This is a genomic window from Pseudochrobactrum sp. sp1633 (assembly GCF_030376605.1).
Lineage (GTDB): Bacteria > Pseudomonadota > Alphaproteobacteria > Rhizobiales > Rhizobiaceae > Pseudochrobactrum.
The window spans coordinates 124,795-139,364 of the sequence record NZ_JARRAE010000009.1; the positions used below are offsets into that span (position 1 = coordinate 124,795).

10 protein-coding genes are annotated in these 14,570 nt (G+C 53.6%); all 10 read right to left on the reverse strand.

Annotated elements, in window-relative coordinates:
• Positions 1-1,080 (reverse strand): ABC transporter permease, encoded by a 1,080-nt coding sequence (locus tag P8H26_RS11870; protein WP_289633239.1) that lies wholly within the window; start codon positions 1,078-1,080, stop codon positions 1-3.
• 172 nt (positions 1,081-1,252) lie between these two features.
• The gene (locus P8H26_RS11875) at positions 1,253-2,884 is read right to left on the reverse strand and encodes an ABC transporter substrate-binding protein (RefSeq protein ID WP_289633240.1); all 1,632 of its coding nucleotides are present in this window, start codon (positions 2,882-2,884) and stop codon (positions 1,253-1,255) included.
• 84 nt (positions 2,885-2,968) lie between these two features.
• Positions 2,969-4,393 (reverse strand): M20 family metallopeptidase, encoded by a 1,425-nt coding sequence (locus P8H26_RS11880; protein WP_289633241.1) that lies wholly within the window; start codon positions 4,391-4,393, stop codon positions 2,969-2,971.
• Between the two features lie 27 nt (positions 4,394-4,420).
• Entirely contained in the window at positions 4,421-6,241 is a 1,821-nt protein-coding gene (locus tag P8H26_RS11885) for a S9 family peptidase (RefSeq protein ID WP_289633242.1), read from the reverse strand.
• Positions 6,242-6,268: 27 nt separating this feature from the next.
• Entirely contained in the window at positions 6,269-7,222 is a 954-nt protein-coding gene (gene pip / locus P8H26_RS11890) for a prolyl aminopeptidase (protein ID WP_289633243.1), read from the reverse strand.
• Positions 7,223-7,536: 314 nt separating this feature from the next.
• The gene (locus P8H26_RS11895; protein ID WP_289633244.1) at positions 7,537-9,189 is read right to left on the reverse strand and encodes an OFA family MFS transporter; all 1,653 of its coding nucleotides are present in this window, start codon (positions 9,187-9,189) and stop codon (positions 7,537-7,539) included.
• 137 nt (positions 9,190-9,326) lie between these two features.
• Positions 9,327-9,557: a formate dehydrogenase subunit delta gene (locus P8H26_RS11900; protein WP_289633245.1), complete on the reverse strand. Its 231-nt coding sequence runs from the start codon at positions 9,555-9,557 to the stop codon at positions 9,327-9,329.
• Between the two features lie 3 nt (positions 9,558-9,560).
• Positions 9,561-12,446, reverse strand: coding sequence for a formate dehydrogenase subunit alpha (gene fdhF / locus P8H26_RS11905; protein ID WP_289633246.1), 2,886 nt, complete (start codon positions 12,444-12,446; stop codon positions 9,561-9,563).
• 12 nt (positions 12,447-12,458) lie between these two features.
• Entirely contained in the window at positions 12,459-14,027 is a 1,569-nt protein-coding gene (locus P8H26_RS11910) for an NADH-quinone oxidoreductase subunit NuoF (RefSeq protein WP_289633247.1), read from the reverse strand.
• On the reverse strand, positions 14,024-14,545 hold the full coding sequence (locus P8H26_RS11915; RefSeq protein ID WP_289633249.1) for a formate dehydrogenase subunit gamma: 522 nt from the start codon (positions 14,543-14,545) through the stop codon (positions 14,024-14,026). Before P8H26_RS11915 ends, P8H26_RS11910 begins: the two co-directional genes overlap by 4 nt.
• Positions 14,546-14,570 lie beyond the last annotated feature (25 nt).

Sequence of the window (14,570 nt, forward strand, 5' to 3'; positions counted from 1 at the left end):
CTATCGTGTACGCGGATCAAAGACGCGGTAAAGCAAGTCACTGATCAGATTGATAACCACGAAGAGAATACCCACGATCAGCGTACAGCCGACCACAGCATTCATATCACCGGCCATCAGAGCATTGGTGAGATAGCGGCCAAAACCCGGCCATGCGAACACGGTTTCCGTCAGCACCGCGCCTTCAAGCAGAAACGCATAGGACAGCGCCACAACCGTCACCACCTGCACGGCGACATTGCGGAATGCATGTCCCCAGACGGTGCGCGACCATGACAAGCCTTTCACGCGGGCAGTGATGATATATTCCTGATTGAGCTGCTCGATCATGAAGCCGCGTGTCATACGGCTGATATAAGCCATCGAACCAAAAGCCAGAATAAGCGCAGGCATGATGATATGGCTGAAAGCATTGCCGAAAGCATCCCACTGTCCCTGCATTGCACTGTCGAGCAGCAGGAAGCCGGTTTTCGGTTCAATCGAAAACTCATAGATGAAATCAATGCGTCCCGGACCACCAATCCAGCCGAGACCGGCATAGAATACCAGCAGCGCCATCAGACCGAGCCAGAAGTTCGGCGTGGAATAACCGAGCAGACTGAGCATACGCACCAGATGATCCAGCGGCGAATTACGATACATCGCCGAGAACACGCCGAGCGGAATACCAAAACCGGTACCGATGATAATCGCAACGGTTGCAAGCTCGATGGTGGCAGGAAACACGCGGCCGATATCTTCCAGCACAGGACGACCGGAGGTCAGTGCATTGCCGAAATCAAACATCACGGCATTTTTGATATAAAGACCATATTGCACGATCAGCGGCTGATCGAGACCAAGCTTACGATACATCGTATCATAGGCTTCCTGAGAGATATTATCCCCCAGCATCGCGATCACAGGATCAAGCGGCAATAGACGGCTGATGAAAAAAGTCAGCGTGACCAGCCCCAGAAGCGTAATCGCAACAGAGATGATCAGGCGGGCGGCGGCGGCGAGAAAGAGAAGAACGGGATGAGGTTCATGATAGATCTCATTTTCAAACTCCGCGTCTTCAGTGATTTCGGGCGTCGTCATGGCAATGTTTCCGTCAATATCGGGAAAAGGAGAATTTGCAGCACACGACTTTCAGCACCGCAAGGTGCCGGTGAAATACAGAAAATGTGCTGTAAAACCTGACTGAATGCCGGAATTTGCATTCCGGCACTACCTGCCGCAGCAATGTTTGCGGCAGGTATTTTGCGATCAGTTATTTTGTGGCTGTGTCATAATAGGTGCGGAAACCGTTCCACTCCCAGTTACTGATGCCCTTGTTGATACCGGCAACATTATAAATCTGGAACATATAGGCCTGCGGGCCCTTTTCCATCATCTCTTTCTGCAAAGCATGATAAAGCTCGGCACGCTTGGCTTCATCTTTTTCAAACAAGGCAGCATCAACTTCTTTGTTCACTGCCTCATCGAAATAGCTCGCACGCCAGCTCGGATACATGGTCTGCTTGGCTTCCATGCGGTTATCCGGATTGAAAATCTGACGGGATGCATTGCCATGCGCATCCGGCACGCCGGTCGCCCAGCCCATCAGCGAGGTCTGGAATTCACGGCCACGAATACGGCTGAACAGCTGGGCATTCGCCATACGTTCGATTTTGATTTTCACACCGGCTTTGGCAGCAGCATCCTGAATACTCTGGGCAATCGGGGCTGCATAAGGAGCGGTACCGATAAACATGGTGGTTTCAAAACCATCCGGATGACCGGCTTCAGCCAAAAGTGCCTTGGCCTTATCAACATCCAGAGTGAATGGCTGGCCTTCTTTTTCATCCAGCGCACCAAAGGCGCCGAGCTGAACAAAGCTTGCACGCGGCACGCCCACATTATGCATCACAGTCTTTGCCAGACCGTCATAGTCAATGAGATAGCGCATCGCATGACGCACTTTTTCATTGTTGAAAAGCGGATCAGCATTGTTGAAGTTCCAATAGAACAATGTCGGCTTCAGCGCGCGGGAAACCGCCACTTTATCTTGTGCTTCGAGATCTTTCAGATCTTCCGGCGTCAGATCGCGGGCAATATCAATATCGCCTTTTTCCAGCAGCAAGCGCTGGGTTCCGGCTTCCGATACGTGGCGGATCAAAACCTGTTTAAGCTTTGGCGCTTCACCCCAGTAATTATCGCTCGCCTGCAACAGAACCACTTCGGCAGGGTTCCAGCGCATCAGCTTGTATGGGCCAACACATTCAGTACGGGTCGCCAGATATTTATTGCCCATATCGCCTTCGACCTGATTGGCCATCAGCACTTTCTGGTTCAGCAGAATGGATACGCGGTTGGCAGCAATTGCAGAAAGAATGAGATTGACCGGATATGGCTTATCCAGCTTGAAAACCACGGTTTTGTCGTCCGGCGCAGTAATGGCACTGTCGACATTATCCTTGGTAAAACCATATTCTGTCAGCGTGGCGGCATTGCCAAAACCAAGCTTAACTGCGCGCTGCATAGACCAGGCCAGATCAGCAGCAACCGCTGCGTCACCATTATCGAATTTCAGATTGTCCTGCAGGTGGAATGTGATCTGCAAACCATCTTCTGACACATCCCAGCTTTTGGCCATGCGTGGCAGAATTTTTGTTTCATCTTTCGGGTCAAAATCGACCAGCGGATCGCAAGTATTCTGAACGATCTCGTTCGTTACCACTTCACCGATCTGTGCCGGATCGAAAGTGCTGATCGCATCAATATTCCATGCCATCACCAGCGCATTTGGCGGTGATGCAGCTTCCGATGCAAATGTTGCTGCCAATGTAACACTGGCAAAAGCGGCAGTACCGGCAAGCAATGTCAATGCGGAACTGCGGCTCAAAAATTTATTGGTCTTCATCTTTATCCCCTGTTTATCATTATTTGCGTTGATAAAGGACATGGCGGCGATGCACCGCCATGCCAATTTATTTATTCCGCCACTTTATTCAGCAGGGCGCGGCTGCAGTGGCGGGTTCACCTCCGGTGGGATCGGGCAGGTATAAGGTGTTTTCGCCATACGTGCCTGATGATCCGCCTTGGCAGCATTGAGAATGCTTTCATCCTGCATCACATCCAGCGCGGTTCCGGCCATAACTTTAGCCGCATAGACCATGCCTTTGTGCGCGGCAGGCATTTTGCCCTGCGCCGTAATCTGCCATGAGTGACCAGGTGAACCGATCGCATGGGTGGCAACGCGTGCCTGCACGGTCGGCACTGCCCAGCTGACATCGCCCAGATCGGTAGAACCGATCATCGGCACGCCCGTCTGTTCACGCGGCAGCACATAATCGCAAAGCGGTGCATTTTCAGCAAAAGGCTGACCAACACGCAGGTAATCGGTTTCGATATCTTCGGCCGACAGAGTTGTCTGAATTTTCGCTGCAAAAGCACGGTCAGCATCATCGAACGGTACGCCGCCGAGGCGCTCCATATTGGAATGCATCGCGATTTCCAGCGGCGTATTGCCGAGCAGGTTGGACACCGCACTCATGATCGAAATATCAACCGTGGTTTCGGTCATCATTGCAGCGCCCTGCGCCACTTTTTTCACGCGTTCATTGAGCGAGAACATGCCCGGCAGATCGGTTGCGCGGATCGCATAACGCACTTTGGCTTTGGCCTGCACCACATTCGGCGCAATACCACCGGCATTGAGATAGGCGTAATGCAGACGGCAATCCGCAGGAATATGCTCGCGCAGGTAATTACAGCCAACGCTCATCAGCTCAACCGCATCGAGAGCAGAACGGCCGAGATGTGGTGCGGCAGCAGCATGCGATGCACGGCCGGTAAATTCGAAGTCCATGCGGGTATTGGCCAGCGACTGGGCATCATCCACTTGTGTAAACGAAGCCGGATGCCACGAAATGGCAATGTCCACATCATCAAAAGCACCAGCGCGTACCATAAAGGCTTTAGCTGCGCCGCCCTCTTCCGCAGGGCAACCGTAATAACGCACGCAGCCTTTTTTACCGTTCTGCTCCAGCCAGTCTTTCACAGCAGTGGCCGCGAGAAGTGCTGCGGAACCCAGCATATTATGGCCGCAGCCATGACCATGCCCCGTAGCGGCAATAGGACGCGGTTCAGCAATACCGGCTTCCTGAGAAAGACCCGGCAATGCATCATATTCGCCGAGAATAGCGATAACAGGCCCGCCCTCACCGGCCTCACCGATCACGGCAGTCGGAATACCGGCCACATTTTCCGTAATCTTAAAACCCTGATCGCGCAGCATCTGTGTATGCTCGGCGCAGGATTTATATTCCGTATAGGCAATTTCCGGCATACCCCAAACGCGGTCACTGAGTTCTTCGAACTCACGTTTTTTCGCGTCAACCAGATCCCAGATCACCTCACCATTTTTCATGGTGTTCCTCCCGCATTATGTTTTTACTTACAAATTTTCATCGATGAAACGGCCCAGTGCATCAAACACTGTGTGGCGGTTTTCAATGCGTGCGAAACCATGGCCTTCATGGGGAATGCGTAGAATTTCCACCGGCTTGCCCAAGCCGCGCAGGCAGGAATAAACCATCTCGCTCTCGCATGGGGTGACACGCGGATCTTCCAACCCGTGCACCACCATCAGGGGCGCCTGTACTTCGGCCATTTTGTGAATTGGCGAGAAGCGTTCCAGCGCATCTTTCATCGTCGCCACATCGCCATATTCCACTTCACGCAGCACTTTGCGCCACGGACCGGTGGTTTCCATCAGGGTCAGGAAATTGGCGATGCCGTAATATTCCACACCGAGTTTCCACAAATCCGGATATTCGGTAAGTGCAGCCAACACCATGAAACCGCCATAGGAGCGGCCGAATACACCAATACGGCTGTCATCAACATCCGCACGGTTTCCGACAGCCAGACGCACGGCTTTGAGATCAGCCACGCTGTCCATGCGCAATTCGCGGTCATCAAGATGCTGATAAGGACGACCATAACCGGTACTGCCGCGAATATTCGGCGCAATCACCATGATACCGCGTGCCAGCATATATTGAATGTCGGCGCGGAAATCCGGCTTCCACTGGGCTTCAGGGCCGCCATGAACGATAATCATCACCGGATAACCGCTTGCAGGTGCAGCGACTGTCGGCTGATAGACGAAATAAGGAACATCCAATCCGTCAAAGCTCGCAACACTGGTCACAGTCGGCTCGATAAAGTCCGGCAAAGCGATTGCCGCTTTAGGTGCATCGGTCAGACGGCTATAAGTGCCTGTGGCCACATCACAGCGCCAGATATCACCGGATGTCGCTGCGCCTTCCGCAGGCATCACCAGTGCCGCACCATCCTGTGTCCATGCCACGGATGCAATCACACATGGCATCGGGGTTGGCAGGGATTTCTGCACTTTGCCCTGACGGTCAATGATGACGATCTTGCTCCAGCCCTGACGGTTCAGCACCAGCGCCACGCTCTGCTGATCCGGCGCAATGGCCAGTGCTTCCACGTCCTGTTTTTCAAAACCGGCAATTTCGATCAGTTCATTGCTGTCATGGGTTTTGAACATCACAGCAGAATAATCACGTCCCTGATCGGAAATCAGCAGAATACCGGAATCATCTTTGAGGAACTTCGCTGCCTGATAGGAAGCACGTCCCTGATGCGGCAGCATATCCTCATAAGCACCACTCGCCAGATCAAGACGGCAGAAATTCTGATCCGTCATGGCGCGGGTACAGTCATTGACCAGCAGCGCTGCGCCATCCGGTGTGAAAGCTGCCGGTGTGCGCCAGCCGGTACCTTGATAAACACATTTGGCTTCACCCGTAGCAACCGTCATCACATAGAGATCCATGTGGGTGCGGTCACGGTAATTGGCGGAATAGGCAATCTGCGTACCGTCCGGTGACCAGCAACCCCAGCCATGCACCACAGTTGCATCTGTGGTCAGCTTACGCGGTTCACTTGTCGAATTTTCAATCAACCAGAACTGGTGACGCTCATCGCCACCCCAGTCGGTGCTGATCAACAGGTCACGGCTTTTCGGATTGAAAGACAGCGTGCCGACAGGTTCCGGCAGATTGGTCAGCTGCTTCGCTTCGCCACCGGCCAAAGGCTTAATCCAGACCTGCGCGGTGCCGCTTGCATCGCTCAAAAATGCCAGCAATTCGCCATCCGGTGAGATGGCCGGTTTTACGGCTTTGCGGATCTCCGTATAGCAGGACATCGCAACGGCGGAAGGATCGGATTTCAGTGTATCAAACATGAAGCTGCCCGTTATTTAAAAAGAAAATTATACGTGAACCGGTGCTTTGACGGCCTTAGCCAGACGCTCGGAAGCATCGGCAAGAGCGCCAGCCATAGGGCCGGTTGTCGACTGATGATTAGACAAAGTAACAATGGTGAAATTGGCTTCCGGCCACGCGGTTTTCAGCTTCCACGCTGTCACCATCGGGGTCACCGTATCATAACGCCCCTGCACAATTTCTGCAGGCAGATGACGGATACGGTCGAGATTATCAAGCAGTGCATTGGCGGGCATGAAGGCACCATTCATGCAATAATGCGTGAAAATCCGCGAAACAGCCAAAGCCGCATCACTCTGCAACAAGGTCGAGACATGCTCCGCGCTTGGTTCCAATGTCTGTGTGCGGGCAGAGAAACCACGCAGGCTCTGTGCCGCTGCATGTTCCACCGCCGGATCACTGCAGGTCAGACGCTTATAATAGGCTTTCAGCAGATCATCGCGCTCATCTTCAGGCACAAATTCTGCAAATTCCTGCCAGTAATCAGGAAAAATAGTTCTGGAACCGTGGAACCACCAGTCACTGTCTTCGCGGTCACCAAGGAAAATCCCGTGAATGCGGAAACCAAGGCAGCGCTCCGGATGTGCCTGACCATAGGCCAGTGACAGGCAGGAGCCCCACGAACCGCCGGTAACCAACCAGCGCTCAATGCCGAAATGCTCACGGATGCGCTCAATATCTGCAATCAGATGCTGCGTGCTATTCTCGCGCAATTCTGCAACAGGGGTCGATTGTCCGGCACCGCGCTGATCAAAAGTGATGACGCGATAGGTATCGAGGTCGAAACTGGCAACCTGCTTGGCAGAAACGCCTGCACCCGGCCCGCCATGCAAAAACACTGCCGGAATCCCATCTGGATTCCCATAATCATAAACTGCGATTTCATGAATATCGCTGACTTTCAGACGAAAACTATCGCGTGCCTGACGCAGTTCTGCCACGGCCTGTCCTCCTGCTGCTGCTTGTTACAAGCAGCACTCCATTACCCGCTCTGTCGTCTGGATTTACTGATCGCTTTATCGCGCTTGTTTATTTTTCTCAGACGGGAAATTTATAGGCAGCGAAGCGGTTTTAAGGCCAATGCAATTTCCGACTACCTATACCGAAATGGAATAGTTCTATACGTTTAGAGAGTAAAACACGGAAAAGCAGCCCATATTGCTCTGAGGAGATATTCAACGTCACTAAAATTTTATGGGGAAATAAAAAAGCTCCGGCATCGCTGCCGGAGCTTTTACTTAATATTTGTCAGGGTTCAGCGAAACAGGATCAGGGATTTTTCAAAAGTTGTCCACACACCCCAGAGTATCGGGATGCCCACAGCTGCCCAGGCAAGCGCCGCTTTCGCATCCAGTCCGCCTTTGCCGATCCCGAAGGAACCGCTCAGACCGGAATCCGCGGCTTTGGTTGCCGCCTGCAATTTGGCCACCTCTGCCTCAGACATAAACCATTTATCTCCCAGCGGCTTGATGAACAAATTCGCAATCAGACCAAGCGCCAGCATACCGGCCAGAATATACATCGTATAATCATAGACCTGCGCACGCGGCACACCGGCAGCAATCTGGAACTCGCGAATATAATTCACCACAACCGGCCCGACGATACCCGCCGTTGCCCATGCGGTCAGCAAGCGTCCATGGATTGCACCCACAAATTGCGTGCCGAAAATATCCGCTAGATAGGCAGGCACGGTCGCAAAGCCACCGCCATACATCGACAGGATGACACATACCATCACTACAAACAGTGTGACCGAGCCCATATGTGCCGCAGTCGGCAGCAACATATACATGGCAATGCCGAGAGCGAAGAAAGTGTAATAGGTGGTTTTGCGGCCAATCCGGTCAGACAACGATGCCCAGAAGAAACGTCCGCCAATGTTGAACAGCGAGATCAGGCCGGTAAAACCGGCTGCAATCGCCGCAATTGCCGTTTTTTGCCCTGCATCCAGTTGTGTAAAGGACAGCCCCGCTTCACCGATCAGCTTACCGCCGAAAATTTCCTGCAACATTGGTGAGGCCATACCGATCACACCGATACCAGCAGAAACATTGAGGCACAGTACCACCCAAATTAGCCAGAATTGCGGGGTCTTATGGGCATCACGCAAGTGCACATGACGGGTGGTGATCATAGCCTTTTTGGTCTGCGGTGCCACCCAGCCTTCCGGCTTCCAGCCCGCAGGCGGAATACGGTAACCAAAGGCACCGCCCATCATGAAAACGAAATAACCGGCAGCCATCACCAGAAATGTCTGCCAGACACCAATGGAATCCGGTGTTTTGAAATGTTCCATCAGCAAGTCAGCCAGTGGCGCGCCAATCATGGCACCGCCGCCAAAGCCCATAATCGCCATGCCGGTCGCCATACCGCGACGATCAGGGAACCATTTGATCAGCGTGGAAACCGGCGAAATATAGCCAAGGCCAAGACCGATACCGCCGATGAAACCAGCACCGATCCACATCAGCCAAAGCTGGTGGGTCATCACGCCGAAAGCGGCAATCACCATACCGCCGCACCAGCACAGTGCCGACACAAAACCAGCTTTACGCGGGCCTACCCGCTCCAGCCAGCCGCCCCAGATGGCAGCAGAACAGCCAAGCAGCACAAAAAACAGCGTATAAATCCAGCCGAGATCAGCCACACGCCAATCACAACTGGTGGTAAAGAGTGCGGTCAGCAGGCTCATATCCGCACAGGCAGCCGCAGCTTCTCCGCCGAGCGCACGGCTGAGCGGCAGCCAGAACACACTGAAACCATAAGCCATACCGATACACAGGTGAATGGCCAGCGCTGCTGGCGGCACCAGCCAGCGGTTAAATCCGGGTTTGGCGATAATGCGTTCACGGTCGAGAATCCCCGGCCCGCTCAGCCCTCCAAGTGTCTGTTCGCCTACACTCATAACATAGTCCTCCCTTCTGCGGACGCGCCGCAGCCTGCCCATCTCCCGTGAGCATCCCTCAATTGTCAGAATGAAATTATCTAAATGTCTGAATCATTTCAGCCGGTACAGAACTGTATCCGGCTGAAGACTGCGTATTATGAGACCGGCCGTTTAATCAGCGGCGCAGCCTCAATCACCAAAGGATGCAAACCCTCTCCGCCTGCATCGATCAGATCAAACAATTGCGTGCGCATGCGTGGTTCCCAAAACATATTGATATGTTTGGCAACACCTGCTGCCTGATCGATCTGCGTCTGCGAACTGAAAAAAGTGGCAATCTGAGAGGCCATCATCGGAATACGGTTGCGATAAGTATGTTCGTTCATAGCTTAGCTCACCGTATCCAAAGCTGTTTCAATATGGCGGCTGGCTTCGGAATGCTCGCGATATTCCTGCTGCCATTGTGTCGGGCCGTTGGATGCGCTGATCTGCACCGCAGTCACCTTATATTCCGGACAGTTGGTCGCCCAGTCCGAGAAATCAGTCGTGACCACATTGGCCTGTGTCGTCGGATGGTGGAAGGTCGTATAGACCACGCCCGGTGCCACACGGTCTGTAACCAGCGCCCGCAAAGTCGTTTCGCCGGAACGGCTAGTAATTTTTACCCAGTCACCGTCACGCAGCCCACGCACTTCCGCATCATGCGGATGGATTTCCAAACGGTCTTCCGCATGCCATGCCACATTCTCGGTACGGCGGGTCTGTGCGCCCACATTATATTGCGAAAGAATACGCCCAGTGGTGAGCAATAGCGGGAAACGCGGGCCTGAGCGCTCGTCAGTTGCCACATATTCCGTGCGCATGAATTTGCCTTTGCCGCGCACAAAATGGTCAATATGCATCACCGGCGTACCGAGCGGTGCTTTGGCATTACACGGCCACTGCACAGAACCTTCACGCTCCAGCAATTCATAGGACACATTGGCGAATGTCGGTGTGGTCATGGCGATTTCGTCCATGATCTGCGACGGATGCGTATAGTTCCAGTTCAACCCCATCGCACGGGCAAGATTCTGCGTCACTTCCCAGTCAGCATAGCCGTTGGTTGGTGTCATCACCTTACGCACGCGGTTGATACGGCGTTCCGCATTGGTGAATGTGCCGTCCTTTTCAAGGAAGGTCGAACCCGGCAGGAAAACATGGGCGAAATTAGCGGTTTCATTGAGGAACAGATCCTGCACCACTACACATTCCATAGCTTCCAGTCCGGCGGCCACATGACGGGTATCCGGATCGGACTGCAGAATGTCCTCACCCTGAATATAGATACCCTTGAAGGTGCCTTCCACCGCCGCATCCAGCATATTCGGAATACGCAGACCCGGTTCATCCTGCAGGATCACGCCCCAGATATTTTCATAAATTTCGCGGGTTGCAGGATCAGAGATATGACGATAGCCCGGCAATTCATGCGGGAAAGAGCCCATATCGCAGGAGCCCTGCACGTTGTTCTGACCACGCAGCGGGTTCACACCCACGCCCTTGCGGCCGATATTACCGGTGACCATCGCAAGATTGGCAATCGCCATCACAGTCGTGGAACCCTGACTATGCTCGGTTACACCAAGACCATAATAGATTGCACCATTGCCACCGGTTGCAAACAGACGGGCTGCGCCGCGCACTTCTTGCGCCGGAACACCGGTCAGCAGTTCCACAGCCTCAGGGCTATATTGCGGCTGGGAGACAAATTCCACCCAATCGCGGAATTCTTCATTCTCGCAACGTTCACGGATAAAGGCATCATCCTGCAGACCTTCGGTTACAATCACATGCGCCAGCGCCGTCATGATTGCCACATTGGTACCCGGACGCAGTGCCAGATGATGTGCCGCCTCAATATGCGGTGAGCGCACCAGATCAATACGTCGCGGATCGATCACGATCAGCTTGGCACCTTGGCGCAGACGCTTGCGCAGACGCGAGCCGAACACCGGATGACCGTCAGTCGGATTGGCACCAATCACCATCACCACATCGGAATGTTCAACACTGTCGAAATCCTGCGTACCGGCAGAGGTACCGAAAGTCTGGTTCAGACCATAGCCGGTCGGCGAATGACAAACACGCGCACAGGTATCGACGTTGTTATTGCCGAAACCGGCACGGATCAATTTCTGCACAAGGAAGGTTTCTTCATTGGTGCAACGCGATGAGGTAATACCACCGATGGAATTGCGCCCGTATTGGGTCTGCAAGCGTTTAAACTCGCTGGCCACACGGCCATAGGCTTCTTCCCATGACACTTCGCGCCACGGATCAGTGATTTTTTCACGAATCATCGGCTTGAGAATACGGTCTTTGTGATGGGCATAGCCATAGGCAAAGCGACCTTTAACGCAGGAATGGCCGCGATTGGCCTTACCGTCTTTATACGGCACCATGCGCACCAGTTCTTCACCACGCATTTCCGCTTTGAAAGAACAGCCCACACCGCAATAAGCACAGGTGGTAACTTTAGAATGTTCCGGCTGACCGATTTCGATCACCGATTTTTCTGTCAGCGTTGCTGTCGGGCAAGCCTGTACACAGGCACCGCAGGACACACATTCCGAACCTAAGAAGCTCTCATGCATCCCCGGCGAGACGCGGGAATTAAAACCACGACCCTCAATGGTCAGCGCAAAAGTGCCCTGCACTTCCTCACAGGCACGCACGCAGCGTGAGCAGACAATACATTTGGACGGATCATAGGTAAAATACGGATTGCTCTCGTCTTTCGGCATCCATTTTGCATTCAGCGCACCGTCATTGCGGCCTTGCTTAAACACGTGATTGGAACCGTCCTGACCATAGCGGACATCGCGCAGACCCACAGCACCGGCCATATCCTGCAATTCACAGTCGCCATTGGCTGCACAGGTCAAACAATCCAGCGGGTGATCGGAGATATAAAGTTCCATCACGCCTTTGCGCAAAGATTTCAGACGGCCGGTCTGGGTATGAACCACCTGACCTTCCATCACCGGTGTGGTGCAGGAAGACGGCGTACCGTTGCGGCCTTCAATTTCCACCAAACACAGACGGCAAGAGCCAAATGCATCCACCATATCGGTGGCGCAAAGCTTCGGAATAGCAATGCCGGCTTCCATCGAAGCACGCATAATCGAGGTGCCTTCAGGCACACTTACCTGATTGCCATCGATGGTCAGGGTCACCATTTTCTCAGAATGTGAAACAGGTGTGCCGTAATCGATTTCTTTAATTAAGCTCATCTTCTGTCACTCCTATTCCGCTGCCTGCACGAAAGTCTGGCTTTCAGGGCGCGGGCGAAAATCCTCTTCAAAATGCGTCAGGGCACTCATCACCGGATAAGGGGCAAAACCGCCAAGCGCACATAGGGAGCCGAATTTCATTGTCTGGCAAAGATCAGTCAAAATTTCGATCTGCGCATCGGGTTCAACACCGGCTGCAATTCTGTCGATCACTTCAACACCGCGTGTCGAGCCGATGCGGCATGGGGTGCATTTTCCGCAGGATTCAATGGCACAGAATTCCATCGCGAACCGCGCCTGTTTCAGCATGTCTGCCCGATCATCAAAAATCACCAGACCGGCATGACCGATCAGACCATCTTTGGCCGCGAAGGCTTCATAATCAAACGGCGTATCAAACAATGCGCGCGGGAAATAAGCACCCAAAGGCCCGCCGACCTGCACCGCCTTAACCGGACGACCACTTGCGGTACCGCCACCGATATCATCAACAATCTCGCCGAGTGTCAAACCGAAAGCGGTTTCAAACAGCCCGCCATATTGAACATTACCGGCAATCTGCAACGGAATTGTACCACGGGAGCGCCCCATACCAAAATCACGGTAATAGGCAGCGCCCTTGTCCATAATCACCGGAACAGAGGCCAGCGAGATCACGTTATTGATGACTGTCGGCATGCCGAACAGCCCTTTATGGGCAGGGAGCGGCGGCTTGGCACGCACCAGCCCGCGCTTACCTTCAAGGCTTTCCAGCAGCGCGGTTTCTTCACCACAGACATAGGCACCGGCACCGGTGCGCACTTCCATATCAAAGGCGAAACATGAGCCAAGCACCGAGGCACCGAGAACGCCAGCTTTACGCGCAATCTCGACGGCCTTTTCCATCATCGCAATCGCATGCGGATATTCCGAACGCGTATAGAGATAGCCTTTGGTCGCGCCCACTGCGATACCGGCAATCGCCATACCTTCAATCAGTACGAACGGATCGCCTTCCATAATCATACGGTCGGCAAAAGTACCGCTGTCGCCCTCATCGGCATTGCAGACAATATATTTGCGTGCGCCTTGCGCATCGTGAACGGTTTTCCATTTGATACCGGTCGGAAAGCCCGCACCACCGCGACCGCGCAGGCCGGAATCCGTGACCTGCGCCACAATATCTACAGGCTGCATCGCAATCGCGTTCTGCAACCCTTTCAACCCGTCATGGGCGCGGTAATCTTCCAACGATAAAGGATCCGTCACACCGCAACGGGCAAAAGTCAAACGGGTTTGTTTTTTGAGAAACGGGATTTCTTCTGTCAGTCCCAGTGAAAGCGGATGGTCTTTGCCTTCCATCAAACCGCTGTCGAACAATGATGCCACATCAGTCACATCCACAGGGCCATAGGCCGTGCGGCCTTTATCCGTTGCCACTTCAACCAGAGGCTCCAGCCAGACCATGCCACGGGAACCATTGCGCACCAGCTTGATATCCAGACCGCGCTTTACGGCTTCTCCGGCAATCGCATACGCCACTTCATCGGCACCGAGCGCCAGAGCGGCAGCATCGCAAGGTACATAAATCGTCACACTCATGCCCGTGCCTCCGCAATCATCTGCTCTGCTTTGCGTTCGCTCAAACGACCGATCAGCCGGTCATCCACCTGCGCCGCGGGTGCACAGGCACAAAGCCCAAGACAATAAACCGCCTCAAGGGTGATTTTACCGTCGCCGGTGGTTTCGCCCCAACCGATACCAAGCAATTTTTGCACGGCTTCCGCCACACGGTCGCCATCCATAGACTGGCAAGCCTCAGCGCGGCACAACCGGATCACATGGCGACCGGTCGGCGATGCCCGAAAATCGTGGTAGAAAGTCATGACGCCATGCACTTCCGCACGCGACAGGTTAAGCGCCTCGGCAATCAGCGTCAGCGTCTCCGCCGGCACGTAGCCGAACTCTTCCTGCATGGCATGTAAGACAGGCAGCAGCGGGCCTTCAACAGTCTTAAATTCATTGATAACGTCTATCGCCCGTGCAGCGACATCAGCACTGGCTGCGCTCTTTTGAGATACGCTTGCATTGTTGGTAAAAACTGAATTTGAGCCTGACATTGACGTCAAAGCCTCCCGCATTATT